This window comes from Streptomyces sp. NPDC089799 (genome assembly GCF_040684755.1).
Taxonomy (GTDB): domain Bacteria; phylum Actinomycetota; class Actinomycetes; order Streptomycetales; family Streptomycetaceae; genus Streptomyces.
The window spans coordinates 31,814-56,208 of the sequence record NZ_JBFBGR010000005.1; the positions used below are offsets into that span (position 1 = coordinate 31,814).

At 73.5% G+C, this 24,395-nt stretch carries 21 protein-coding genes; 10 read left to right on the plus strand and 11 right to left on the minus strand.

Annotated features, from left to right (window positions below; translation table 11 throughout):
* Window positions 1–213 precede the first annotated feature (213 nt).
* From AB0O36_RS06195 to AB0O36_RS06205, 3 genes are all read right to left on the minus strand, one after another.
* On the minus strand, window positions 214–1,548 hold the full coding sequence (locus tag AB0O36_RS06195; RefSeq protein WP_365104795.1) for a DUF1996 domain-containing protein: 1,335 nt from the start codon (window positions 1,546–1,548) through the stop codon (window positions 214–216).
* A 78-nt stretch (window positions 1,549–1,626) separates the two neighbouring features.
* Window positions 1,627–2,340, minus strand: a complete 714-nt coding sequence (locus AB0O36_RS06200) for a DUF4142 domain-containing protein (RefSeq protein WP_365104798.1) — start codon at window positions 2,338–2,340, stop codon at window positions 1,627–1,629.
* Between the two features lie 323 nt (window positions 2,341–2,663).
* Window positions 2,664–3,104: a MarR family transcriptional regulator gene (locus AB0O36_RS06205; protein ID WP_365104800.1), complete on the minus strand. Its 441-nt coding sequence runs from the start codon at window positions 3,102–3,104 to the stop codon at window positions 2,664–2,666.
* Between the two features lie 138 nt (window positions 3,105–3,242).
* Between AB0O36_RS06205 and AB0O36_RS06210 the strand changes: the two genes are divergently transcribed.
* Window positions 3,243–4,760, plus strand: coding sequence for an MFS transporter (locus tag AB0O36_RS06210; RefSeq protein WP_365104803.1), 1,518 nt, complete (start codon window positions 3,243–3,245; stop codon window positions 4,758–4,760).
* A gap of 114 nt (window positions 4,761–4,874) precedes the next feature.
* On the opposite strand, the gene AB0O36_RS06215 is transcribed toward AB0O36_RS06210, so the two are convergent.
* The 3 genes from AB0O36_RS06215 to AB0O36_RS06225 are packed head-to-tail and all read right to left on the minus strand — an operon-like array spanning window position 4,875 to window position 7,118.
* On the minus strand, window positions 4,875–5,420 hold the full coding sequence (locus AB0O36_RS06215; RefSeq protein ID WP_365104806.1) for a hypothetical protein: 546 nt from the start codon (window positions 5,418–5,420) through the stop codon (window positions 4,875–4,877).
* Between the two features lie 56 nt (window positions 5,421–5,476).
* Window positions 5,477–6,328, minus strand: a complete 852-nt coding sequence (locus AB0O36_RS06220) for an SGNH/GDSL hydrolase family protein (protein ID WP_365104808.1) — start codon at window positions 6,326–6,328, stop codon at window positions 5,477–5,479.
* Between the two features lies 1 nt (window position 6,329).
* Window positions 6,330–7,118 (minus strand): hypothetical protein, encoded by a 789-nt coding sequence (locus AB0O36_RS06225; protein ID WP_365104811.1) that lies wholly within the window; start codon window positions 7,116–7,118, stop codon window positions 6,330–6,332.
* A 69-nt stretch (window positions 7,119–7,187) separates the two neighbouring features.
* Between AB0O36_RS06225 and AB0O36_RS06230 the strand changes: the two genes are divergently transcribed.
* The 7 genes from AB0O36_RS06230 to AB0O36_RS06260 all read left to right on the plus strand — a co-directional run bounded on the left by AB0O36_RS06230 (window position 7,188) and on the right by AB0O36_RS06260 (window position 14,893).
* Window positions 7,188–7,712 (plus strand): MarR family transcriptional regulator, encoded by a 525-nt coding sequence (locus AB0O36_RS06230; protein ID WP_365104813.1) that lies wholly within the window; start codon window positions 7,188–7,190, stop codon window positions 7,710–7,712.
* A gap of 242 nt (window positions 7,713–7,954) precedes the next feature.
* Entirely contained in the window at window positions 7,955–10,117 is a 2,163-nt protein-coding gene (katG, locus tag AB0O36_RS06235) for a catalase/peroxidase HPI (RefSeq protein WP_365105414.1), read from the plus strand.
* A 102-nt stretch (window positions 10,118–10,219) separates the two neighbouring features.
* On the plus strand, window positions 10,220–11,344 hold the full coding sequence (locus AB0O36_RS06240) for an FUSC family protein (protein ID WP_365104815.1): 1,125 nt from the start codon (window positions 10,220–10,222) through the stop codon (window positions 11,342–11,344).
* Window positions 11,345–11,419: 75 nt separating this feature from the next.
* Window positions 11,420–12,799: a cytochrome P450 gene (locus AB0O36_RS06245; protein WP_365104817.1), complete on the plus strand. Its 1,380-nt coding sequence runs from the start codon at window positions 11,420–11,422 to the stop codon at window positions 12,797–12,799.
* A gap of 149 nt (window positions 12,800–12,948) precedes the next feature.
* Window positions 12,949–13,929 (plus strand): helix-turn-helix domain-containing protein, encoded by a 981-nt coding sequence (locus AB0O36_RS06250; protein ID WP_365104819.1) that lies wholly within the window; start codon window positions 12,949–12,951, stop codon window positions 13,927–13,929.
* A gap of 168 nt (window positions 13,930–14,097) precedes the next feature.
* On the plus strand, window positions 14,098–14,505 hold the full coding sequence (locus AB0O36_RS06255) for an MBL fold metallo-hydrolase (protein ID WP_365105417.1): 408 nt from the start codon (window positions 14,098–14,100) through the stop codon (window positions 14,503–14,505).
* A complete protein-coding gene (locus AB0O36_RS06260) occupies window positions 14,486–14,893 on the plus strand; it encodes a hypothetical protein (protein ID WP_365104821.1) in 408 nt (135 codons plus the stop codon). Before AB0O36_RS06255 ends, AB0O36_RS06260 begins: the two co-directional genes overlap by 20 nt.
* A 76-nt stretch (window positions 14,894–14,969) precedes the next feature.
* On the opposite strand, the gene AB0O36_RS06265 is transcribed toward AB0O36_RS06260, so the two are convergent.
* The 3 genes from AB0O36_RS06265 to AB0O36_RS06275 form a co-directional block, all read right to left on the minus strand.
* Window positions 14,970–16,406: an amidohydrolase family protein gene (locus AB0O36_RS06265; RefSeq protein ID WP_365104824.1), complete on the minus strand. Its 1,437-nt coding sequence runs from the start codon at window positions 16,404–16,406 to the stop codon at window positions 14,970–14,972.
* A gap of 136 nt (window positions 16,407–16,542) precedes the next feature.
* Window positions 16,543–18,144 (minus strand): APC family permease, encoded by a 1,602-nt coding sequence (locus AB0O36_RS06270; protein ID WP_365104826.1) that lies wholly within the window; start codon window positions 18,142–18,144, stop codon window positions 16,543–16,545.
* A gap of 156 nt (window positions 18,145–18,300) precedes the next feature.
* Entirely contained in the window at window positions 18,301–19,011 is a 711-nt protein-coding gene (locus tag AB0O36_RS06275) for a TetR/AcrR family transcriptional regulator (RefSeq protein ID WP_365104828.1), read from the minus strand.
* 185 nt (window positions 19,012–19,196) lie between these two features.
* Between AB0O36_RS06275 and AB0O36_RS06280 the strand changes: the two genes are divergently transcribed.
* Together AB0O36_RS06280 and AB0O36_RS06285 are read left to right on the plus strand one after the other, a co-directional pair.
* Window positions 19,197–20,423, plus strand: a complete 1,227-nt coding sequence (locus tag AB0O36_RS06280) for a saccharopine dehydrogenase C-terminal domain-containing protein (RefSeq protein ID WP_365104831.1) — start codon at window positions 19,197–19,199, stop codon at window positions 20,421–20,423.
* Between the two features lie 242 nt (window positions 20,424–20,665).
* The gene (locus AB0O36_RS06285; protein ID WP_365104833.1) at window positions 20,666–21,511 is read left to right on the plus strand and encodes a glutaminyl-peptide cyclotransferase; all 846 of its coding nucleotides are present in this window, start codon (window positions 20,666–20,668) and stop codon (window positions 21,509–21,511) included.
* A 530-nt stretch (window positions 21,512–22,041) separates the two neighbouring features.
* Here AB0O36_RS06285 and AB0O36_RS06290 read toward each other — a convergent pair.
* The gene (locus tag AB0O36_RS06290) at window positions 22,042–23,475 is read right to left on the minus strand and encodes an amino acid permease (protein WP_365104836.1); all 1,434 of its coding nucleotides are present in this window, start codon (window positions 23,473–23,475) and stop codon (window positions 22,042–22,044) included.
* Between the two features lie 150 nt (window positions 23,476–23,625).
* Window positions 23,626–24,234: a hypothetical protein gene (locus AB0O36_RS06295; protein WP_365104839.1), complete on the minus strand. Its 609-nt coding sequence runs from the start codon at window positions 24,232–24,234 to the stop codon at window positions 23,626–23,628.
* Window positions 24,235–24,395: the final 161 nt, after the last annotated feature.

Sequence of the window (24,395 nt, forward strand, 5' to 3'; positions counted from 1 at the left end):
TGGCACGTACGGGGGCGGTGGCACATACAGGGGCGGTGGCACGGACGGGGACCGCAGCGCGTTCGGTGGCCGCGGCGTGACGGGGACCGCGGCGTGACGGGGGCTGTGGCACGTACGCGGACCGACCGCAGCCGCGCGTCCCCGGGCCCGTACGCGACCGGTGCCGGCCCGGAGCCGATGCTCCGGGCCGGCACCGCGCCGGGGAGGCCGGGGTCAGCGGCAGGCACGCCCGCCGTTGATGCAGCGCACCGCGCGCCCCATCAGGCCCTCCGACATGACGTTGATGAAGTCGCCGTGGTCCGTCACCGGCTTGTGGAGCTGCTCGGGGAAGCTGTCCACGGCGAAGCGCGAGCCGGGCGGCACGCTGTAGACGATCCGCTGCACCAGCTGCGGTACGGCCCTGAAGCCGGGCTTGCAGGAACCGTCCCGGTTGGCGAAGGCCACGTGGGTGCGGTGGTTGGCGCTGTCGATGTTCCGGCCGTCCCAGCAGCTCTGGAAGTTGAAGGTGCGCACCACGTCGCTGCCCTTGGGGCAGAGCGGATACTTGTCCTTGAGCTGGCGGTTCTCGAATCCGGTGCAGCTCCACGAGGCGTTGGCGTTGGCGGTGCCGTTGGTGAACGCCTTGGCGTCGCCGGTGATGATCCGCAGGAAGCGGGGCATGGCCGTGACCTTCGACACCGGGCTGCCCTTGAACTCGATGGTGACCTGTTTGGGCCGCAGGATGGTGCCGACGTTGCCGTCCTGACCGCCGCCGGGCGCCTGCGCGTCCCGTTCCGCGCGGCCGTCGCGGAGCCGGAGCACCGGCCAGTAGTAGGTGGACTGGTCGCCGTTGGTGCAGGTGGTGCCGGAGGCGGCGAGGCTGTTGTTGGTGGAGAAGGCGTCGGTGGTCCGGTTGCCGACGTAGTCGTGCATGTGGTGGGCGCCGTTGCTGACGCCCGGCGCGACGATGACGTTGTCGGGGTTGAAGTGGCCGTTCTCGTTGCGGCCGCAGTTCACCGAGAAGGAACCCGTGGAGGCGCCCTGGCGGACTCCCGGCTTGCGCACGTTGGGCCGGACGGTGCCGATGGCGACGAAGTCGCTGCGGGCGGGCGAGCGCTGCCCGGCGGCCGCCGCCGCGCCGCCTTCGGCGGCGGCCTGCCGGTCCGCGGCCGGCTCGGCCTCGGCCTGCTGCATCCGGCAGTTGCTGAGGCCGTCCAGCCCCTGCGGGCGCGCACCGGCTCCGGCGATCGCGTCGCCGATGGCGTCGATGGTCCTGCCGCGCTCTTCCTTCAGCCCGCCCAGGAGGGCGTTGCGGTCGGCCCGGCCGGAGGAGAGCCGCGTGTAGGCGTCGGCGACCTGGTTGTCCAGCTGCGCGAGGTTCCGGTCGACCTCCTGCCGGGCCCCGTCGGGAACGGTGCGCAGCTTGTCCCCGACGTCGGGGCAGTCGATGGTGGCCGTCGCCGGTGCGGCGCGCTCCTCCTGTCCGGCGAAGGCGCCCTGGGCGATGAACACGACACCGCCGCTGCCCAGTACGAGGGCGGAGACCATGGCGAGGAGCTTGCGTGACATCCAGGGACGGTGTGCGCGGCCCTGTCGGCCTTCTCGGCCCTGTCGGCCCTTTCGGCCCATTCGGCTCATGCGATCACTTCACTTCGTCGGTCGGAGGGGAGTGGAGGGGGTGCGTGGGGAGACGGAACCGGCGGGCGGGGTGTCCGCGAGGCCGTCGAAGTCGACCAGTCCGCTGGCTTCGAGCACGCTGATGTGGTCCAGGACGGTGCTGTTGGCGTCGGTGGCCAGCGCCCGGACCATCGAGTTGCGCGTCTGTGCGCGCACCTGGGCGACGAGGGTGAACACCTTGCCGTGCGCCCTGCGCAGCAGCTGGATGAACAGGGGTTCGTACGCGGCGCCCCGGGCCGCTTCCAGCTGGTCGAGCCAGGCCTGCTGCTGGCCGGAGGGCTGGTTCGGCAGCTCCATGCCGAGGGCCTGGCCCACTTCCAGGACGCGCCGGTCCAGTTCGCTGTGGCCCTCGACGAGGTGCTCGCCGGCGATCCGGACGGTGGGGCGTTCGCCCTTCTGCATGGCCTGCCGGCCCGCGGGCAGCTCCCACAGTCCGGCGAGCCGCACCTTGCGGACGAAGTCCCGGTCCTGGGGGGTCAGCGGCCCGAAGGCCGTGCTCATCGTGCCGAGGCCGTCGTCGTCCCCGGACGGGGACGGCACGGCGGCCGCGGCGGTCCTGCCGCCGAACGTGTGGGCGGGGATCAGCAACGCGAGCAGCGTGCAGGCGAGGGCGGCGATGACGACGCCCGTGGCCAGCACGTGTCTCGACGCCAGCGACATGCCGCCGACGGCAGAACGACGCAATGACAGCACTGTGCCTCCTTGTCACGGGGACCGGGAGGGCGGGCGCCTGCCGATGGGCGGTGTGCCGGTGCTCTGTCGGCGTGGTGCCGTCGGCGTGGTGCTTCTCGTTCGGTGTCGCCGGCGTGGTGTCGCCGGCGTGGTGTGCCGACGTACCGGTGCCGTCGCGCACCCGCGCTCCCCGGATGCCAGGTGACGGTAGTGCCGTGCGCGGGCCCCGTTCGGAAGGGCATCACGAATGGACAAAGAACCGGGCGGGGCCCGGGAGGCTGGTAATGTGCCGCGGCCCCGCAGAGGGTCAGGGCCTCGGGCCGGACGGCCTCGGGTCAGGCGTCGCGCTCCATGGTGGGGCGGAGGCGTTCGAGGAGGGCGTAGAGCGTCGCGCTCTCGGCGGCGTCGAGGGTGTCGAGCGCGCCGCGGGTGGCCTGCATCTCCTCGCGGACGCGGCGGATGACCTCGCGCCCGGCGTCGGTCGCGACGACGTTCTTCACCCGGCGGTCGGCCGGATCGGCTTCCCGCCGGACCAGCTCGCGGGCCTCCAGCCGGTCCACGATGCCGGTGACGTTCGAGGCGTCGCACACCAGCAGGGCGGCGAGGCCGCGCATCGGCACCGGGCCGTCGAGCTGGGCGAGGACGCGGGCCTGGGTGGAGGTGAGCCCGTGGTGCGCCGCCGCGGCCGCGAAGTCGCGCCACTGGGCGGTGCCGATGGCGGCGAGCAGCTCCAGGAGCTGGAGCTTGGTCGGGGTGTGCGGGGCGGTGGCGCTCATGGCGGGGAGCGTAATCAGACTGCTTGAGATTATCAACCTTTTACTTGACGTTCTTAACCATTGAGATCTACCGTCTTCGAAGTACTTGAGGACATGAAACATCTACGATCTGAAGCAGTGAGAAGGTCACCCTCCGTCATGAGCACCAGCGCACCCTCCCAGGCCACGCCCGAGGTCAAGAGCAGGAACGAGACGGTCATCGTCTTCGCCCTGAGCCTCGCCGCGATGGTCGTGTCGATGATGCAGACCCTGCCGGTCCCGATCCTGGGCCTCATCCGCAACGATCTCGGCGCCTCGACCGCCGGCGTCAGCTGGGTGACCACCGCCACCCTGCTCTCCGCCGCGGTCTTCACCCCGCTGCTCGGCCGCTTCGGCGACCAGCACGGCAAGAAGCCCACGCTGGTGGCGGTGCTCGGCGTGATGGTCGCCGGCTCCGTGATCGCCGCCATGGCGACGTCGCTGCCGCTGCTCATCCTGGGCCGGACGCTCCAGGGCGCCGCCACCGCGATCTTCCCGCTGGCCCTCTCCGTGCTGCGCGACGAGCTCCGCCCGCAGAAGCTCCCCGGCGCCATGGCCCTGGTCAGCGGCACCCTCGCGTTCGGCAGCGGCCTCGCGCTCGTCGCCACCGGCCTGCTCACCTCGGGCTCCGACGCCGACTACCGCAACGCGTTCTGGATGGCCACGGCCTTCGCGGTCCTCGCGCTGCTCGCCGTCGTCTTCCTGGTGCCCGCGACCCGGACCAAGACCGGTGGCCGCACCGACTTCCTCGGTGCGCTCACGCTCGGCCTCACCCTGCTGCTGCTCCTGCTGGCCATCTCGCAGGGCCACGAGTGGGGCTGGACCTCCGGCCGTACGCTGGGCAGCTTCGCCGGCGCGGCCGTGATGGCGGTGCTCTGGGTGCTGACCGAGCTCAAGGTCCGCGAGCCCCTGGTCGACATGCGGATGTTCGTGCACCGCCCGGTCCTCATGGCCAACCTGGCCGGCGTCCTCGTCGGCTTCGGCATGTTCGCGAACTTCCTCGGCATCTCCTACCTCGTCCAGATGCCCGAGGCGATCACCGGATACGGTTTCGACGCCTCCATCCTCCGCGCCTCCGTCGAGTTCCTGCTGCCGAGCGCGATCGTCTCGCTGCTCGCCTCCCCGATCGGCGGCCGGCTGGTCCGGCACCGCGGCCCCCGTTACGTGCTCTTCGTGGCCGCGGCGTTCGGTGCCGTCGGCTTCGGCTGGCTCGCGCTCGACCACGCCCACACCGCCTCCGTCATCGGCGCCGGCCTCTTCGCCGGTGCGGCCGTGAGCTTCGGTTACGCCGCCATGCCCGCCGTGATCATGGCCAGCGTCCCGCCCCACCAGAGTGGTATCGCCAACGGCATCAACTCCATCTCGCGCTCCACCGGCAGTGCGATCGGCAGCGCCGTGGTCACCACGATCCTGGCCTCGAAGACCATCGAGCACCTGCCCGCGGGCGTCCCCGCGCTCCCGGCCGAGTCCGGCTTCACCCTCACCTTCTGGATCGGTGCCGCGGCCTTCGCCCTGGTCGCCGTCATCGGGGGGCTGGGCCTGCGCGGCGGGCACGGCGTCCCCGCCGCGGCGTCCGCCGCTCCCACACGTGAGGCCGGGACCGAGGCCGAAACGGCGAAGGTCTCCGAGCCCGCCTGAGCCCCGCCCCTCGCGCGCGTACGCCGACCCGCTGTACGCCGTACGCCGCCACGCCCCCGCCCGCCGCACCGTCGGCGGGCGGGGGCGTACGCGTGGGCCCGTCCTGACGGCCGGTCAGCGGACCTCGCCGTCCAGCACGTCGGCCTGCCAGGCGGCCACCCGTTCGCCGAGCACGCCCTCGCCGTCGAGGAGGTGCCGGCCGAAGGCGTCGCGTTCATGGGCGAGGACCGCGGCCTCCCACACGCACGGGGCGAGGCCGGACCTGCCGGGGCGGAGCCCGCCGGGATCTCCCGCCGGACCGGTGAAGACGGCGAGGTCCGCCATGTACCCCTCGATCCAGGTGTGGACGAGCACGTAGTCCCCGTCGGCACCGGCGTGCACCAGCAGGACGGACAGCCCCAGCGAGCCCCGCAGCCGCGCCGATGCCAGATGGGCGGCGGCGACCTGCTGCGCGGCCCGCGCGGCCTCCTCCGTCACGGTCCGCCCCGGCGCCAGGACCGCGTACGACTTGACCAGGTGCCCGGCCAGCGTGGCACAGCCCAGGGGACGTACGGTGCGCGGGTGGTAGGCGTCGGCGAGCGCGGTGAGCGCGCCGGCGTCCACGGCGGCGGGCGTGCGGTCGGGTGTGCGGTCGGGCGTGCGTTCTCCTCGATCGGTCATACGGCCATGATGCACGCGCCCGTTCGACCCCGGCACGGGAGCCGTCGGCGGGCGGGTCAGGGGTGGAGGGCCGCGAGGAGGGCCTCGGTGACGGCCCGTTGGCCGGCCGGCGTGAGGTGGAGGCCGTCCGGTTCCTGGTGGGTCCGGGTGGCCGGACGCGTGTCGACGGCGGGTTCCCGCTGGGCGTGCAGGAAGTCGGCCGTGGCGTCGATGTCCGCGGCCGACCAGCTCAGTCCGGCGCGGCGGAAGTGCTCGTAGGAGTCGGTGCGGGCGGGGTCCACGCTGCTCGGGGTGAGCCAGATCCAGCGGGCACCGGTGCGCCGGACGGTGAGGTCGCGGAGGGCCGTGAGGTTGCGGCGGGTTTCGGCGGCGGTGACGAGCGGGACGCCGTCGAGCCGCTGGGCGTCGTTCGCGCCCAGCATGCACAGCACCCAGTCGGGCCGCTGGAAGGCGAGCAGCGGGAGGTCTGCCAGGGCCTGGGTGGTGGTGCTGCCCGGGACGGCGAGGTTGGTGCACCGGACCCCGTCGGGGAGCAGGTGCCGGAGGATCTCGAACCACGAGAACCGGTCGGCGGTCGTGCTCTCCCCCACGGCGACGAGGTGCTGCCCCGGGCGGAACGGAAGACCCGCGATCCGGGCCGCCGCGCCCGGCCGGGCCTCCAGTTCGGCGGCCGCCGTGCGGTTGTGCTCCTCGAACGCCGCCAGCCGGTCGCGGTAGTCGCCGGCGTCGGTTCCGAACAGGGCGGCCAGTGCCGTGTCGGGGGTGGCGCCCAGCCGGCGCAGGGCGTTCTCCGGCCGGTGGAAGCGCAGCCGGTGCTGCCTGTCGTCGGGCCGGCGGGATGCGGGGGTCGGGCGCGATGTCCGGTGCGGGGTCGGGTGCGGGGTCGGGTGCGGGGTCGGGTCGGGCATGTCAGGGCTCCTTGCGGGTGCGGCGGCGCGGCAGCAGGAAGCCGGCGGCGATCAGCCAGACCATTCCCCCGAAGCGGGCGACCGGGAGCAGCAGGGCGGCGTCCTCGGTCAGCAGGACGAGGGTGGAGAGTTCGGCGACGGCGGCCAGGGCGAGCCCCGTGAGGGCCAGTGCGCGCGGGAGCAGGCCGGCCAGCAGGCCGGGTACGGCGATCCCCGCGACGAGCAGGCCGAGCAGCACCACGTGCGCGGGCCCGCCGAGGCCGAAGGCCAGGTACTGCAAAGCCCGTACCGGCTCCGGCCGGGCCGTCACCGCCTCGTGGGAGAGCACCCAGGTGACCAGCCCGGAGCAGGCCAGGAAGGCCGAGGCGAGGACCCCTCCGGCGAGGGCGATCGTAGCGCCGGGGGCGCGGACCCCGAGCCGGTGGAGCCGGGCCGAGACGGTCGCGGCGTAGAGGGCGAGCGGCACCGAGGCGGCGAACTGGAGGGCGCCGGAGACACGGGTCGCCTGCGCGTGGTCGCGGAAGTACGCGATGACCGTGTCGGTGGCGCCGAAGGGCGAGGGGAAGGGGCTGCCGTCCGCCAGCAGGGTGCTGATGACGAGTCCGGCGAGGAAGAGCGCGGTGAAGACCACCGCGAGGATCCCGGGCGGCGGGCCGGCCTGGTGGTCGCGGCGGCGGTGGGGCCCGTCCGCCGTCCGGTTCCCGGTCGGTGCCGGTGCTGATGCCGGTGCCGGTACTGATGCCGGCATCGGTGCTGACGTCGGCGTCGGCGTCGGTTCGGTCGTTGCCATGGGACGCATCCGTTCTCTTCGAGAATGATTCACTGAGGAGAATCGTTTTGTGTTGCGTACGATAGCCCCGTGACCAACGCCCGGCAACCGGAAGAAACGCCCGCCGCAGCGGCCCCCGCCCCCCGCGGAGCCGCCTTCCTGCTCGCGCAGATCGGTGCGCACGCCGCCGGGCGGTTCGCCGAACGCGTCGGCGAGCTGGGGCTGACCCCGGCGGACGTCGGCCTGCTGCGGATGATCGGCGGACGGCCCGGCCGCAGTCAGCGCGCCCTCGCCGAGGACCTGGGCGTCGTACCCAGCCGCGTCGTGTCACTGATCGACGGCCTGCAGGACAAGGGCCTGGTCGAGCGGCGGCGCAGCGTGGAGGACCGCCGCAACCACGAACTGCACCTGACGGCCGACGGCCGGCGGGCGCTCGGCTCCGTCTCCCGCACCGCCGCCGCGCACGAGGACGACCTGCTCGCCGCCCTGGACCGGGACCAGCGCGACCTGCTCCTGGGCCTGCTGCAGCGGGTGGCGGCCCAGCAGGAGCTGACGCCCGGCGTGCACCCGGGCTACCGCACCGCCGCGCAGAAGCCCCGGCGGTCCCGGGACTGACCCGGCCGGGGAACGGGCACCGGAGGGCGGAGGACCTGTCACTTTCCGCCAGTACCGGACTCGCCCTGCGTGTTCTCACGGCTCCGCGGTCCGCGGTGCGCGACCATAACGGACGCCGAGACGGGGGGTCGCCGTGCTCGACACCGGCAGGCGGCCGACGTCACGGACGGGCAGCAGCCAGCACAGGGAAGTACCAGACAGGAAGAAGGACGTACGTGTCCGGCAGCGAGAGCGAAAACCCGGTGATCCCCTCCCCGACCCCCACGCCGACCCCGCCCAGGACGAACCGGGACTGGTGGCCGAACCAGCTGGACCTTCAGGTGCTCCACCAGCACTCGCCGCAGTCCAGCCCGCTGGGCGAGGACTTCGACTACGCGGCGGAGTTCGGCAAGCTCGACGTCGAGGCGCTCAAGCGGGACGTCTTCGACGTGATGACGAACTCCCAGGAGTGGTGGCCCGCCGACTACGGCCACTACGGGCCGCTGTTCATCCGGATGAGCTGGCACGCCGCCGGGACCTACCGCATCGCCGACGGCCGGGGCGGCGGCGGCAGCGGCGCGCAGCGCTTCGCGCCCCTCAACAGCTGGCCGGACAACGCGAGCCTCGACAAGGCCCGCCGGCTGCTGTGGCCGGTGAAGCAGAAGTACGGCCAGCAGGTCTCCTGGGCCGACCTCCTGGTGTTCGCCGGCAACTGCGCGATCGAGTCCATGGGGTTGAAGACCTTCGGCTTCGGCTTCGGCCGCGAGGACATCTGGGAGCCCGAGGAGGTCTTCTGGGGACCGGAGGACACCTGGCTCGGCGATGAGCGCTACGTCGGCGACCGGGAGCTGACCGGCCCGTTCGGCGCGGTGCAGATGGGTCTGATCTACGTGAACCCGGAGGGGCCCAACGGGAACCCGGACCCGCTGGCCGCGGCCACGGACATCCGCGAGACGTTCGGGCGCATGGCGATGAACGACGAGGAGACCGTCGCGCTCATCGTCGGCGGCCACACGTTCGGCAAGTGCCACGGCGCCGTCAACGCCGACTACGTCGGCCCGGAGCCCGAGGCGTGCCCCCTGGAGGAGCAGGGGTTCGGCTGGCGGAACACGTACGGCAGCGGCAAGGGCGTCGACACCCTGACCAGCGGTCTGGAAGGTGCCTGGACCAACGAGCCGACCAAGTGGGACAACGGCTACCTGGACAACCTGTTCGCGTACGAGTGGGAGCTGACGTCGAGCCCCGCCGGCGCCCACCAGTGGACCCCCAAGGAGGCCGCGGCCCAGGGCACCGTGCCCGACGCGCACGACGCGTCGAAGCGGCACGCGCCCATGATGCTGACGACGGACCTCGCGCTGCGGCTGGACCCGGTCTACGGGCCCATCTCCAAGCGCTTCCACGAGAACCCCGAGGCGCTCGCGGACGCCTTCGCCAGGGCCTGGTACAAGCTGCTGCACCGTGACATGGGACCCGTCTCCCGCTACCTCGGGCCCTGGGTCCCCGAGCCCCAGCTGTGGCAGGACCCCGTCCCGCAGGCCGGCCGGGCGACGGTGTCGGACGCGGACGTCGCCTCCCTCAAGGAGAAGGTCCTCGCCTCCGGGCTGCCCCTCTCCCGGCTGGTCTCCACCGCGTGGGCGTCGGCGGCGAGCTTCCGCGGCACCGACAAGCGCGGCGGGGCCAACGGCGCCCGGATCCGGCTGGAGCCGCAACGCCACTGGGAGGGCAACGACACGCCCGAACTGGCCGCGGTGCTGCAGACCCTCGAAGGGATCCGGCAGGACTTCAACTCCTCGCGGTCCGGCGGCGCGGAGGTCTCGCTCGCGGACCTGATCGTGCTGGGCGGCTGCGCGGCCGTGGAGAAGGCGGCCAAGGACGCCGGCCACGTGGTCACCGTCCCGTTCGCGCCGGGACGCACGGACGCCTCGCAGGAGCAGACGGACGTGGAGTCGTTCGCCGTGCTGGAGCCGAGCGCGGACGGGTTCCGCAACTACCTGCGGGCGGGGGAGAAGCTGTCCGCGGAGACCCTGATGCTGGACCGGGCCAGCCTGCTGACCCTGACCGCCCCCGAGATGACCGTGCTGGTCGGCGGAATGCGCGCGCTGGACGCCAACTTCCGGCAGGCCCCGCACGGTGTCCTCACCGACCGTCCCGGGACCCTGACGAACGACTTCTTCGTCAACCTGCTCGACATGGGCACGGAATGGAAGGCGTCGGAGTCCGCGGAGAACGTGTTCGAGGGACGCGACCGCGCCACGGGGAAGGTGAAGTGGACGGCCACCCCCGTGGACCTCGTCTTCGGCTCCCACTCCCAGCTCCGGGCCCTGTCCGAGGTCTACGCGTCCCGGGACGCCGGGGGCCGCTTCGTGCGTGACTTCGTGGCGGCGTGGGACAAGGTCATGAACCTCGACCGGTTCGACCTGGCCTGAGCGGGCGCCCGTCCGGGCCGGCCGGCGATCGCCCGGCCGGCCCGGACCGCCCGTCGGTGGTGGTGGTGCGTGCGAGGGTCCGGGCTCCCGGACGGCGGAACGGTGGGTACGTACGTGGGCGAGAGCGGGAGCGAGGGCCGGAGCGGGGGCGGTGAGGAGGACGGGGGCGCGGGCGTGCGCCTCCGGGACCGGGCCCGGGCCTGGGCGCGTCCGCGGGCCCGGGTGCGGCGGGTGCTGGTGGCCGAAGGGCCGGTGGCGGCACGGATCGCGGTGACGGTGGTCGCCGCCTGGCAGACCGCGCTGTGGCTCGGCGCGGACCAGCCGCCGGTGTTTGCGGCGATCGTGCCGCTGGTGGCGGTGCGCAGCGACGCCTCCGCGGTGTTCACCACCTCGCTGGAGCGTGTCGCCGGTGTGGTCGCGGGGGTGCTGCTGGCCATCGGCGTGCTCCAGGTGCTGCGCCCGTCGACGGTGGCACTGGCCCTGGTGGTGGTGCTCGGGCTGGTGCTGGGGATGTTCCTGAACTCCGGGAGCGGCATCAACGTCCAGATCGCCGTTTCCTCGCTGCTGGTCCTGGCCAATCCCAGTCCCGACTCCTACGCGCTGGACCGGGTGTGGGAGACGATCGCCGGCGCGGTGGTGACGGTGCTGCTGGCACCGCTGCTGTGGCCGCCCGATCCCCGGCGCGCGCTGGCCGGCGCGGTGGAGGAGTGCCGGTCGCGGCTGGCCCGCGCCCTGGCCGGAAGCGTACGGGTGCTGGGGACCGACCCGGCCGCGGCCCGCGACAACCTCGGGCTCGTACGCCGTGAGACCGAGGCGGTGCGGCGGCCGGCGAACGAGGCGCGGAACGCCCGGCGCGTCCTGAGGTTCGATCCGCTGCGCCGGCACCAGCGCGCGGAGGTGAGCGGTCTCGTGGGGCGCCTGTTCCTCGCCCGCGACCTGTGCGCCGGGGTGGAGACACTGGCGGAGGAGGTGGCCGTGTTCACCGGGCGCGCGGACCTCGCCGCCGACGTCGAGCGGGCGCGCCGGGACCTGGCCGCGCTGGCCTCCGCCACGGTGCGGGCGATGGACGACGCGCTGGCCGGCCGTGACCCCGGGCCCGCGGTCGCGGAGGCCCGGGGCTGCTTCGCCGCGTACTCGGCCGCGGTGTCGCGCCCGGTCGCGGTGGCCCTGCGGCGGCCCTTCCTGCGGCTGCTCGACACCGTCGACGCCGCCGGGCGGCCCGGCTGAACGGCACGCACGAGGTCCGGTCGTCCGGCCGCGCGGGGTCTGGTGCCCGTAAGGCGGCGGTGTCACGATGCGGGCGTGACCGCCACCCTGCTGCCCTCCGGTACCGAGCGCGGACCCCGCCGATGGCCGCTGCTCGGCAATCTGCCCGCCTTCGCCCGCGACCCGCTGGCCTTCTTCGAGCACCTGCGCGACGGGTACGGCGACTGGGTGCCCTGGGCGCTCGGACCGCGCCGCAACGTCCTGGTCTCGCAGCCCGCCCATGCCGGCGAACTCCTCGCGGCCGTGGAGTCCTCCTTCTCCCCCAATGAACTGGGCTGGGCCTTCCGGCAGTTGCTCGGCAACGGGGTGGTCGTCGCCACCGGGGACGACTGGCGGCGCAAGCGGGCCCTCGTCCAGCCCGCCGTACGGCCCCGCCAGGTGCGGGCGTACGCGGCCGAGATGGTCGGGTGCGCGGACGCCCTCGCCGCGCGCTGGAGCGCGGGCGAACGGGTGGACGTGCACCGGGAGATGGCCGGGCTGACCCAGCGGATCGCGGTCCGCACCCTGTTCGGGAGCGAGGCCGCGGGCCGGGAGGCGCCGATCAGCGCCGCCATGGCCACGGCACAGCACGAGCTGGGGGCGGAGTTCCGCGGGGTCACGCTCTTCCTCCCGTCGTGGGTGCGGACCCCGGGGCGGACCCGGATGCGCCGGGCCGTGAACGTGCTGGACCGGGAGATCGCCCACGTCATACGGGAGCACGAGAGGGCCTCGGCGGCCGGGGAGGAACGCGACGACCTGCTGAGCCGACTGCTCGCGGCCCGCGACGAACACGGGCACCCGCTGTCCCGGCGGGAGTTGCGGGACGAGTCGATCACGCTCTACATCGGCGGCCACGAGACCACCTCCACCACCCTGACCTGGGCCTGGCAGCTGCTGTCCGGTGCACCGGAGGCCCGGGCACGGCTGACGGAGGAGCTGGACCGGGTGCTGGGCGACCGGCTGCCCACCTACGAGGACTACCCGCGGCTGCCGTGGACGCAGCAGGTGGTGAAGGAGGCGCTGCGCATCTATCCGCCGATCTGGCTGATCTCCGCGGTGGCGCGGGACGGGGCGCGGATCGGCGGGCGCCCGGTGCCGGCGGGAACCACCGTGTGGACGAGTCCCTGGTCGCTCCACCGGGACCCGCGCTGGTTCCCCGATCCGCTGGCCTTCCGGCCCGAGCGCTGGGACGACGACGCCCCGGACCCGGTGCCGGAGCACGCCTGGATCCCCTTCGGCGGCGGGCCGCGGGCCTGTCTGGGCGCCCGCTTCGCCCTCGTCGAGGCGGCGCTGGTGCTGGCGGTACTGGCCCGCCGCTTCCACCTGGACTCCGGCCCGGACCCGGTCCCGGTCTTCCCCGGCCTCACCCTCCAGCCGGCCCGGCCGGTGCACGCCGTACTCCGCAGCCCGGAGCGGAGCCGGGCCGGGCTCACCTGAGCCGAGCCGGGGGCCCGATCTGACAGAACCTCGTCATTGCGGACACGCAAGTGCCCGGAAATGATCGGGACATGCCTCCGCCGCACACCCCGCACTCACCGCTCGTTCCTCAGATGCCTCACACACCCCGCCCGTCTCACACACCACACATGCCACACCTGCCGCACCGGGTGGTGATCACGGCCTTCCCCGGGGTCGAGCTGCTCGACGTCACGGGTCCTGCCGAGGTGTTCTCGGTCGCCACCCGAGTCGGAGGCGGCGGCCGCCCCGGCTACCGGGTCCGTATCGCCACGTCCGCCGGAGGGCCCGTGACCACGGCGGGCGGGGTCCGGCTGCTCTCCGACCTCCGGCTGGACGAGGTGGGTGACGAGGTGGACACGCTCCTGGTGGCGGGGGCCGTCGAAGTGCGCGGGGACCAGGTCGTGCCGGTGCTCGACGAGGAGGTCGCCGGCTGGCTTCGCGGCGCGGCCGCACGGCCCGCCCGGGTGGGCTCGACCTGCGCGGGGGCACACCTGCTGGCCGCCGCAGGCGCGCTGGACGGCCTGTCCGCCACCACCCACTGGCGTACGGCCCCGCACCTGGCCGCGGCCCACCCGCGGGTCACGGTGGACCCCGACCCGATCTTCATCCGGGCCGGCCGCGTCTGGACCTGCGCGGGCATCACCTCGGGGATGGACATGGCACTGGCCATGGTCGCCGAGGACCACGGCCCCGACCTCGCCCTGGCCACCGCCCGGATGATGGTGATGTACGTCAAACGATCCGGCGGACAGAGCCAGTTCAGCGTGCCGCTGGCGGTGCCCGCCGAAACCGGCGACCGCATCGGCGACCTGAGGCTGTGGATCGGAGAGCACCTCACCGCCGACCTCTCCGCCGAGGCCCTGGCCGCACGACTGCACCTGAGCGTCCGCCACTTCAACCGGGTGTTCCGCGCGCGTACGGGGACCACTCCCGCCGCCTACGTCGAGGCCGCCCGGCTGGAGGCGGCCCGGCGCCTGCTCCAGGAGGGCGACCGGCCGCTGCCGGAAGTGGCCGGGGCCAGCGGCCTCGGCTCGGTGGAGAGCCTGCACCGTGCGTTCCGGCGCCGACTGGGGACCACCCCGGCCGAATACCGCCGCCGCTTCCGCTGACCCGGCCCTTCGGGCCCGGCCACCGCCCCGCGCCGTCCGCGGGGCGGAACCCCGGCATGCCCGGCGGACGCGCCCGCCGGCTCCTCCCCCGCCCCCTCACTCACTCGCTCGCTCACTCACGAGGAGAACTCCATGTCCCACCGGACGAAAATCGTCCCCGTCCCCGTCATGGGCCGCCACGGCATCAACGCCTATCTCCTGCTGGGGCGGCGCCCCGTACTCGTCGATGCGGGAACCCCCGGCAGCGGACGGAGGATCCACGACCGGGTGGCCGCCCACGGCGTGGACCCGGCCGACATCTCCCTGATCGTCCTCACCCACGCCCACATCGACCACTTCGGCTCCGCGGCCGAGCTGCACCGCCTCACCGGGGCCCCGGTGGCCGGGCACGTCGCCGACCTGGGCCCGTACCGCAGCGGCCGGGGGTCCGCAGATGGGCCGCCCGGGAGCACCGCCGGCTTTCCCGCCGGGCGGCGTCCGGCCGTCTCCCCGTGCGCACGGAGGAGACCACCCCCTGATTATCGTCATTGCGACGATAATCAGTTAGGATCAACCCATGGACGAAGCACAGCGTGAAAGCGATGCAGAACTCACTTGGCGTGCCGCGGAGTTGGCGACCGCATGGGTATCGGCCGACACGCGGCTGACGGAAAGTCAGGGGTGGACGCTGGTCGGCTTCCACTACGTCGGCTCCGCGCAGGAGGAGATGTACGTCTGGGACCGCGTGCTGGGCTGGGAGCGCGCGCTGGCCGAGGTCCTCGCCGGCGAGGACGGCACCGAGGAGAGCCGGCAGCGGATCGGGGCGGCCCGGCTCACCGCGACCGAGCGCATGCGCGACATGATGCTGGAAGGGATCCCGAAGGGCGGCCCTGCCCACCGGGGCTGGAAGTACGGGCGGATGCCCGACCCCCGCGAGGCCCTCCGCCGGTTCATCACCTCCCACGACACGGCCGCGGCCGGCTGACGGCGCCGGCGATGTGAACCCCTCCGCCGGGCGAACCGGTCGGCAGCAGGCCGCGCGCCTTGAGGAATCGGCGGGGTCAGGCCGCCGCGCGGAGTCGGGACGCGGCGCGTTCGGCGCGGCGTACGACGGACGGTACGTCGACGTCCACCAGTGCGCCCCGGTCCTTGCGGAGCCGGCCGTCGACGAAGACGTGGCTGATGTTGGAGGGGTAGCCGTTCAGGACGATCTGGCCGGTCCAGTCGGTCCGGGGGGCGAAGTTCAGTGCGGCCGGGTCGATGACGATCACGTCGGCTCGCTTTCCGGGGGTCAGGGATCCCACCCGGTCGGCGAGCCCGATACATTCGGCGCCGCCGAGGGTGGCCATGCGCAGCACCTCGGGGATGCCCGGGTGGATCGCGGCGTCGCGGTGCAGTGCCCGTTGCAGGCCCACGGCGGCCTTCATCAGCGCGAACATGTCGGAGGTGTCGTTCGAGCCGCCGTCCTGGCCGAGTCCCGCCTTGACCCCGCGCGCGTGCAGCTCGGGCAGGCGCATGATGCCGGAGGCGAGCCGCATGTTGCTCAGGGGGCAGTGGGCCACGCGTACGTCGTGGTCGGCGAGCCGGTCGATCTCCTCGTCCGTGAGGTGGATCGCGTGGTTCAGCAGCAGGTCCGGTCCGAGGGCGCCGATGGTGCGGAGGGCGCCGATGGGGTCGTCGGCCCGGTCCCCGGGGTGCTCCAGCACGTGTGAGTTGAACATGACCCCCATGTCGCGGGCGATCTCGTGGAAGCGCCGCAGGGGGTCCAGGACGGACTGCTGGGCGTGGACGGCGACCTGGGCCGAGGCGAGCGGCAGCGGGTCCAGGAGCTCCCTCTTCGCCCGAGGCACCAGGTCCGCCTGCCGGACGTCCTGCGCCATCGCGTACACGAACCGCAGGCCGGTGTCGGCGAGGGCGCGGACGTACCGCTCGGTGGTGTCGAAGGGGATGGGGTGCACCCAGTCCACGACGGTGGTGACGCCGGCCCCGAGGACGTCGAGGGCGGAGAGGCGGACGAAGTCGTACATGTCCTCGGCGCCGATGTGGGCGAGGGTGGGCCGGTTGCACGCGCCCAGCCACCCGTACAGGTCCTGCGAGGAGCATCCGCCGCGCATGCTGGACTGCCACAGGTGATTGTGGACGTCCACGAAGCCGGGCATCACGATCCGGCCGCTCATGTCCAGGACCCGGGTGCCGTACGGCGCGGAGAGCCGGCGGCCCACGGCGGCGATCGCCCCCTGCCGCAACAGCACGTCCGCGTCGGCCAGGGTGCCGAGCGGGCCCTCCCCCACGGCGGGGTCCATGGTGAGGATCAGGTCCGCGCCGCGCAGGAGCACGCCGTTGCCGTCCGCCCCGTCCGGGGGCCGGGCCGGGGACGGGGCGGACAGCGCGGACGGCTCGGGGCGGCGGGCACCGGCGGAGGGCGCGGCGACGGCGAGGGGGGCGACGGCGAGGCCCGCCAGGAGGCCTCTTCGGCTCGGGTGCGAGAAATCGGTCATGTGGGGTGTATCTCTCGCACACGGCACTGACGCAAGGTCAATTTCCGGACAACGAGAACGGATTTCCGTTTCCACCGGACCGAGGGAGGGCCTGCATGGTATGGAAGGCCCTCCTCCGTGGTGCCTCAGGGACCCGTCAGCCGGTGGTGGCGGTTTCCGTGTCCCGGTGCGGGCGCGGAGCCTCGTGCGTGCCTCGGCGTTCGCGCCAGAAGGCGCCGGACGCGGCACGCCGCAGCAGCATCAGCACCACTCCGGCGGCGGCCAGCAGGAGCGCGATGACGAGGGGCGCGCCCAGCCCGAACCAGGCCGTGCCGCCGGCGGAGTTGGCCGGGTCGGCCATGTCGGTGACGGATTCGAACAGCAGCCAGACCAGCATCGCCGCGCCGAGCAGCGGTCCCGCGCCGAGCAGGAGGAAGGAGCGCAGGTCGCGGGTGAGCCGGTGCCGGTACCAGACGGCGCAGGCGATTCCGGTGAGGGCGTAGTAGAAGGCGATCAGCAGCGACAGGGCGGTGAGGGAGTCGGCCAGGGCGTTCTCGCTGATCCGGTGGATGACGACGTACCAGACGATCGCGGTGCCGGCCACCCACCAGGTGCTGGTGCCGGGTGTGCCCCGTTCGGGATCGATCCGGCCGAACCGGGCGGGCAGGGCCCGGCGGCGGGCCATCGACAGGGCGGTACGGGAGGCCGGGATGATGGTGGTCTGCGTCGAGGCGAGGGCCGAGGTGCTGACGGCGAGGAGCAGGACCCAGTCCCAGCCGCCGAGCACGTCGCCGGCGAGCGCGGCGAAGACGTCCTCCTCCGCGTCGGCCCGGCCGGCGAGGTAGCCGGTGCCGGCGAAGGCGACGACGGCGAGCGCCACGGACACGTAGGTGACCAGCAGGACGACGGTCGACCAGAGGCCCGCCTTCCCCGGCGCGTCGGCCGAGTCCCTGGTCTCCTCGGTCAGGTTGACCGCCGACTCCCAGCCCCAGTACGCGAACACGCCCAGCAGCAGCCCGCCGGTGAGGGCGGTGCCGCCGGCCCCGAAGGGGTTGAGCCATTCGGCGGACGGACGGACCGAACCCGGGGTGCCTGTGCCGGCGTACACGCGGTGGACGGCGACGGCCGCGAACACCACGAGGCAGACGACCTGGAGGAGCACCAGGACGTTCTGGAAGCGGGCCGACACCTCCGTGCCGCGTACGCAGAGCCAGGACATCAGGAGGATCAGCAGGACCGTGAGGACCTCGCGGACCAGGGTGTTCGCGGCGAGACCGTCGGCGCCCACGGCGAGCAGGCCGAAGCCGACGGCCACGTCGGCGAGGGAGCCGACGACCAGCACCCCGGTCATCGCGATGGCCCAGCCGCCCAGCCAGCCGGTGGTGGGGCCCATCGCCCTGGTGACCCAGGAGAAGGTGGTTCCGCAGTCCGGATCCGCCCGGTTGAGGAAGTGGAAGGCGGAGGCGATCAGCAGCATCGGGACGAAGGAGGCCAGCATCACGCCGGGGGCGTGCACGCCCACCAGGGCGACGACCGGGCCGATGACGGCGGCGAGCGAGTAGGCCGGCGAGGTGGCGTTCAGGCCGATGGCCAGGGCGTCGAGGAAGCCGATGGCGTCCCGCTTGAGCGTGCCGGTGCCGGTGCCTGTGTCCGTGGCCGTGCCGGTGCCGGTGCCGGTGTCCGTGGCGGCTCCGGCAGTGGCGGCGGCTGGGGCGGTGGTGGCTGGGGCGGCTGTCTCCCGCGGGATGTCTACGGCCATCGTCCCTCGCTGTGCTGAGTGCGCTGCGCTGAGCGCGGTGTGCGGACTGCGGTGTGCACACGGCGCCGCGGCGGCGCCAGGTGAACAGGGCGTGAATGGGGAAGAGGAAACCCGCGCGGCCGCACAGGGGTCAATGGTGTTGGCGTAAGGGCGGGATCAGCGCTCCCGCAGACCCTGGAGACGGCCCTCCGCGCTGGAGAGCAGCATGTCCAGGGCGACCGGGTAGGCGCTGTGGTTCATCCGGGCCGCGAGCAGCTTCGCGGTGGCGGCGATGTGCGGGTACTCCTCGGCCGGCAGCCGGGCGTAGGTGGACTCCCACTGCTGCTCGTCGGAGGTGCGGGAGGACTCGGCCAGGGCGAGGGCACCGGCGTCGAGGGCCGCGAAGGCCAGGCTCTGGTCGATGAAGGCGTGGTAGATCAGCACCGCCTCCGGGTCGGGGAAGCCGGCCGTGCGCAGGATGCCCAGGACCGCCTCGTCGGCGGCGATCTCGCGGGGCCGGCCGGTCACGCGGCTGGCGGTCAGGACGGCGGCCTGCGGGTGGGCGAGGTAGGCGCCGTGGATGCGCAGGCCGAGTTCGCGCAGGTCACGACGCCAGTCCCCGGTGGGCGCCCACCCGTCCAGAGCCCGGCCGATCAGCTCTTCGCCGATGGCCAGGGTGAGGCCGTCCATGCCGTCGAAGTACCGGTAGAGGGTGCTCGGGTCCGCGCCGAGCGCGGCACCGAGGCGGCGGGCGGACAGTCCGGCGCTGCCGTGTTCGCGCAGCATCCGCAGGGCGGTCTCGACGATCAGCCGTTCGGACAGGACGACGCCCTGCCGGGTGGGGCGCCGCCGCCTGCGCGCCTCCTCGGGGACCACCTTCTTGGCCATCGCGGGCCTCCCTGCGTCTCGTGACGTCCTGCGCCGGCTCGGCACCGGGCCGGGCGTGCCGAGTCGTGTGCGCGGCATGCGCGCTACCTTATGCCAACACCATTGACCTTATCTCGGGCGGCCGGTTTTCATCGCTTCCCATGAGGCGCGGACCTCCGTGGACCTCACCGAGAGAGGGTTTCGTCATGCGTGTTCTGCTTGTGGGCGCCGGTGGCGTCGGTACCGCGATCACCCGGATCGCGGCCCGCCGGGACTTCTTCGACCACTTCGTCGTCGCCGACTACGACCTGGCCCGGGCGGAGGCGGCCGTGGCCGCGATCGGCGACGCCGCAGGCCGGTTCAGCGCGCGCTGGATCGACGCCTCCGACGAGGCGGCCGTGACCTCGCTGCTCCGCGAGGAGCGTTGCGACGTCCTGCTGAACGCCACCGATCCGCGGTTCGTGATGCCGCTGTTCGAGGCCGCCCTCGCGGCGGACAGCCACTACATGGACATGGCGATGTCGCTGTCCCGGCCGCACCCTGGCCGGCCGTACGACGAGTGCGGGGTCAAGCTCGGTGACGAGCAGTTCGCGCGGGCCGAGGCGTGGGAGAAGTCGGGCCGGCTGGCCCTGGTCGGCATGGGCGTGGAGCCCGGTCTGTCGGACGTGTTCGCCCGGTACGCGGCGGACGAACTGTTCGACGAGATCGAGGAGATCGGCATCCGTGACGGGGCGAACCTGACCGTCGAGGGCCACGACTTCGCGCCGTCGTTCAACATCTGGACGACGATCGAGGAGTGCCTGAACCCGCCGGTGGTGTACGAGCGGGACCGCGGATGGTTCACCACCGAGCCGTTCAGCGAGCCGGAGGTGTTCGACTTCCCGGAGGGCATCGGCCCGGTCGAGTGCGTGAACGTCGAGCACGAGGAGGTGCTGCTGGTCCCGCGCTGGGTCGACGCCCGGCGGGTCACCTTCAAGTACGGGCTGGGCGACGACTTCATCGGCAAGCTGAAGACCCTGCACGCGCTGGGCCTGGACTCGACCGAGCCGGTCACGGTCCGCGGCGCGGACGGCGCCCCGGTGCGGGTCTCCCCGCGCGACGTGGTCGCCGCGTGCCTGCCCGACCCGGCCACTCTGGGCGAGCGGATGACCGGCAAGACCTGTGCGGGCACCTGGGTGAAGGGCACCAAGGACGGCGAGCCGCGCGAGGTGTACCTGTACCACGTGGTGGACAACCAGTGGTCGATGCGCGAGTACGGCTCCCAGGCCGTGGTGTGGCAGACGGCGGTGAACCCGGTCGTGGCGCTGGAGCTGATGGCCGGCGGGGTGTGGGCGGAGGCCGGCGTGCTCGGGCCGGAGGCCCTTCCGCCGCGCCCGTTCCTGGACCTGCTCACCGCGTACGGCTCGCCGTGGGGTGTCCGGGACCAGGGCTGACGCCGGACCGGGGCCGGGGAGAGCAGGCCCGTTCAGGAGCAGGCGCGTGCGGGAGCAGACGCGCGCGGCAGCAGACGCGTGCCGGAGCGGCCCGTGCGGCAGCCGGGTCGCGTGGCAGCGGCCCTGACGGGCCGGCGGCGGGTGCGTCCGGCCGGGTGAGTTGCGGGGCGGCGTCCGCGGAGCCGCCCGGTTCTCGGGGATCATCCGGGAGGCAATCGTTCGCACGGCGGTGAGGCGGCTCCGTGGTGGGTGTTCTGTCGCGCTGCGGGCCGCTGATCGCCGGCGCCGCGGCCCCCGTGGTCCTGCTCGGGCTCCTCCCGGGGCTGACCGGGCCCGGGGAGGATCCGCCGCGCACGCCCGTCCCGGCGGTGAGCGCCGCGGCCCGGCACCCGCAGGCATGGAAGGCGCGGGTGCTCGGCACCCTGCCGCACGACCGCACCGCCTTCACCCAGGGCCTGGAGATGCACGACGGCCTGCTGTACGAGGGGACCGGCCTCACGGGCCGGTCCGCGGTCACGGCGGGTCCCCCGGGGCGGGAGCCGACCCGCAGGGTCGCGCTGGACCGGGCGTTCTTCGGCGAGGGCATCACCGTCACGGGCGACCGGCTGTGGCAACTGACCTGGCGCGACGGCGTGGCCTTCGAGCGGGACGCGACCACGCTCGCCGAGCGGCGGCGGGTCGCGTACCGGGGAGAGGGCTGGGGCCTGTGCGCCCGGCCCGGCCGGCTGGTGATGAGCGACGGGTCGGCCACCCTCGTCTTCCGCGATCCGGAGACGTTCGCCCCGGAGGGCTCGGTGACGGTGACCGAGGACGGCCGCCCGCTGGCCCGGCTCAACGAGCTGGAGTGCGCCGCGGACGGCTCGGTCTACGCCAACGTCTACCTCACCGACCGGATCGTCCGCATCGACCCGGCGACGGGCGAGGTCACCGCGACGATCGACGCCTCCGAGCTGATCGCCGCCGCCGTGGCCCGGGCCGAAGAGGCCGGTGTCCTCAACGGCATCGCCGAGGTGCCCGGCACCGGCGAGTTCCTCGTCACCGGCAAGAACTGGCCGTTGACCTTCCGGGTGGCCTTCGTACCCGCGTGAGCCCTTCGCCCGTGCCCCGGCCCGTGCCCCGCCCCGGGTCGTGGCGCCCGGGTCGGCGTTCGGCTGCGGCTCCCCGGTCCACGACGCCTCGGCCGGTGTCCCTGGCGGAGCTCGGGCAGCGGGCCGCCGTGCGGCGGAGGACCTCGTTGCCGTCGGCGGTGACCACCCGGTTCCACCGGGCGCCGTGGATGCGTTCGACCATCGTGGTCGTCGGCCGGCACGAGGACGGGGCGGTGGTCGCCGCCGGGTTCGCCGAGCAGGCCGATGACGGCCGCCCCGACCGGGAACCGGTCGCCGTACGGGCCGCTGCCCGCGGAGGCGCTGCCGCCGCCCGCCGGGTACGGGGCGGGATCCGCCGCGGTGCGCAGGGCCCGGGCCTGTGCGGCGGGCAGCCGGTCGATCGGTCCGAGCACCTCCCGCAGCACGACCTGCAGCCCGGCGTACGGCAATCCGGCGCCCGGTTCGACTCCGGCGCCGCGGGAGCAGTGCCCCGCCGGCGGCTCCGGCGACCGTGGCAGACGCCGCCGGGGTCAGCGGGCGAGGGTGTTCTCGTCGCCGGGTTCGGTGTCCAGCGCCCGGCGGTCGAAGACGAGCATGCCGAGGAAGAAGACCCCGCCGAGGACGATCAGCCCGGCCACGATGACGACGGACGTGCGCGCCTCGACCGGTGAGACGAGCACGAACAGGGCGAGGAGGGTCCAGGCCAGGGCGCACACGGCGACCGGCATCTCGTGGCGTCCGAGGTCGAAGGCGCCCTTGCGGCGGTCGAGGCGCTTGCGCACGGCCAGGTAGAGCACGATGGTCGCGCCGTAGATCAGGGCCGGGAGGATGGTGGACGCGGTGATCAGCTCCAGCAGGGCGGCGCCCGGCAGGGCGAGCATCAGCACCAGGCCGAGGGCGAGGATCAGGAGGGTCGCCGGCACCGGTGTCCGCGTCCGCGGGCTGACCCGGCGCATCACCCGGTGGGCGGGGAAGCGGGAGTCGCGCGACATGGCGTAGACGAGGCGGGAGCAGGAGACCATGACGACGATCCCGGCGCCGAAGAACGCGAAGGTGATACCGGTCAGCAGCACCCGTTCGGCGACGGCGCCGAGGCGTTCGTGCATGATCGCGGCCACCGGCGATGCCTCCCTGCTGATCCGCGGGATGTCCTCGATGGCGACGGTGAGGGTGATCAGGAAGAGCATGCCGAGGATGCCGGCGGCGATGACGGATCCGACGATGGCGCGGGGCACGCTGCGGTAGGGGTCCTTGGCCTCCTCGGCGAGGTTGGCGGCCGAGTCGAAGCCTACGAGGGTGGCCAGACCCATGATCATGGCGATCATCAAGCCGCCGCCGATACCGAAGTAGTCGGGGGCTCCCTCGGTGATCCCGCGGGAGGTGAGATTGCCGACGGAGCCGGCGTCGGTGACCGCGACGGCGATGACGAGCGCGATGGCCACCACGACGACGAGGGCGAGTTCGAGCCCGACCGCGGCCGAGTTGATCCAGCTCACCAGCCGGGTCGAGGCGATGGCGACGACGGCCTGGACCAGCAGGACCACCAGGGTGATCACCCGGGCCGTGTCCTCGTCCGCCGGGATCCCGACGAGCGGCATGAACGCCTGGCCGGCCAGGGCGTTGGCGACGGCCACCACGGCAATGGCCAGGTAGCAGAAGGTGAGCCAGCCGAACCACCAGCCGACCCTGGGGCTGCCGAGCCGGGAGGCCCACTGGTAGGAGGAGCCGCTGAGGGAGATCCGGGCGGCGAACTGGGCGACCACCAGGGCCACCAGGGTCTGTCCGACCGCGGCGATGATCCACAGCCAGATCCCGACCGGGCCCGCGGACACCAGCACGTCGTCGTAGGTCGCGAAGATCCCGACCGCGACCGAGATGAACGCGAAGGAGATGGCGAACACCTGGAACGGGCCCAGGGTCCGCTTGAGCTCTTGCCGGTAGCCACCCTCCGGACCCTCCGCCACGCCGGTCACCTCGCCTCTCTCGCTCCCGGAGCAGTCTCCCCCTCCGGGACCTCCGCACGAGGTCCACGGCGGGCGACGCACGGGGGTGGTGCCGCACGATGCCCCCGGATGGACCCGTCGGGCGGGGCGGGGTCCCCCACGGGATCGGGATCAGCCCGTGGAGAACCCCACGAGGTCCAGGTCCGGGAGGTGGTACTCCAGGGTCATCACATGGGTCACGATCTCGGCCTTCGGCGGCTCGGAGTTCCGGGGCCCGGGCTTCGGCGGCTGCTCGGGCTTCGGGGGCTCGGGCTTCGGCGGCTCGGGCTTCGGCGGCTGGGGCTTGGGCGGCTCGGGCTTCGGCTGCGGCTCGGGCTTCGGTTCCGGCGGCGTGTCGGGCTTCGCAGGCCGCGCCTTCGGGTCCGGTGCGGTGTCCGGCTTCGGGGGCTCCGGGGTCGGTCCGGGTTTCGCCGATTCCGGACCGGCGGACCCGTACCCGCAGAGGAGGCTGCCGTCGTGGAGGACGCAGCCGGCCGTGTTCCGCACCTCGCCGGGCTCGTTCACGCGCTCGTTCTCCACCTCCCTCCCCGTGCCCTTGCCGCCCTGGTCACCCCGTGCGTACGCCCCGTGGCCGGGTGCGACCGCGGCGACGTCCCGGGGCGGCGGATGGACGGGGGCGGCGAAGGCGCCGGTGGACAGCAGCGCACCGCTTCCGACCAGGGCGGACGACAGTGCGAGCATCGCGAGGCGCTGCTTGCGGGGCATACGGGTGCGGGGCATGGAGGATCTCCTCGGGGCAGGACGCGGTTGCGATCCATTGAGCCCGCCGGGGAGCGCGCCCCGCACGCCCCTGGTTTTCGGGGCTTGACGGCCGGGTGCTGGGACGCCCGCCCGGCATGCCCGAGATGTGCCCCGCACGGAACGGGGTCACCATGGCGGAA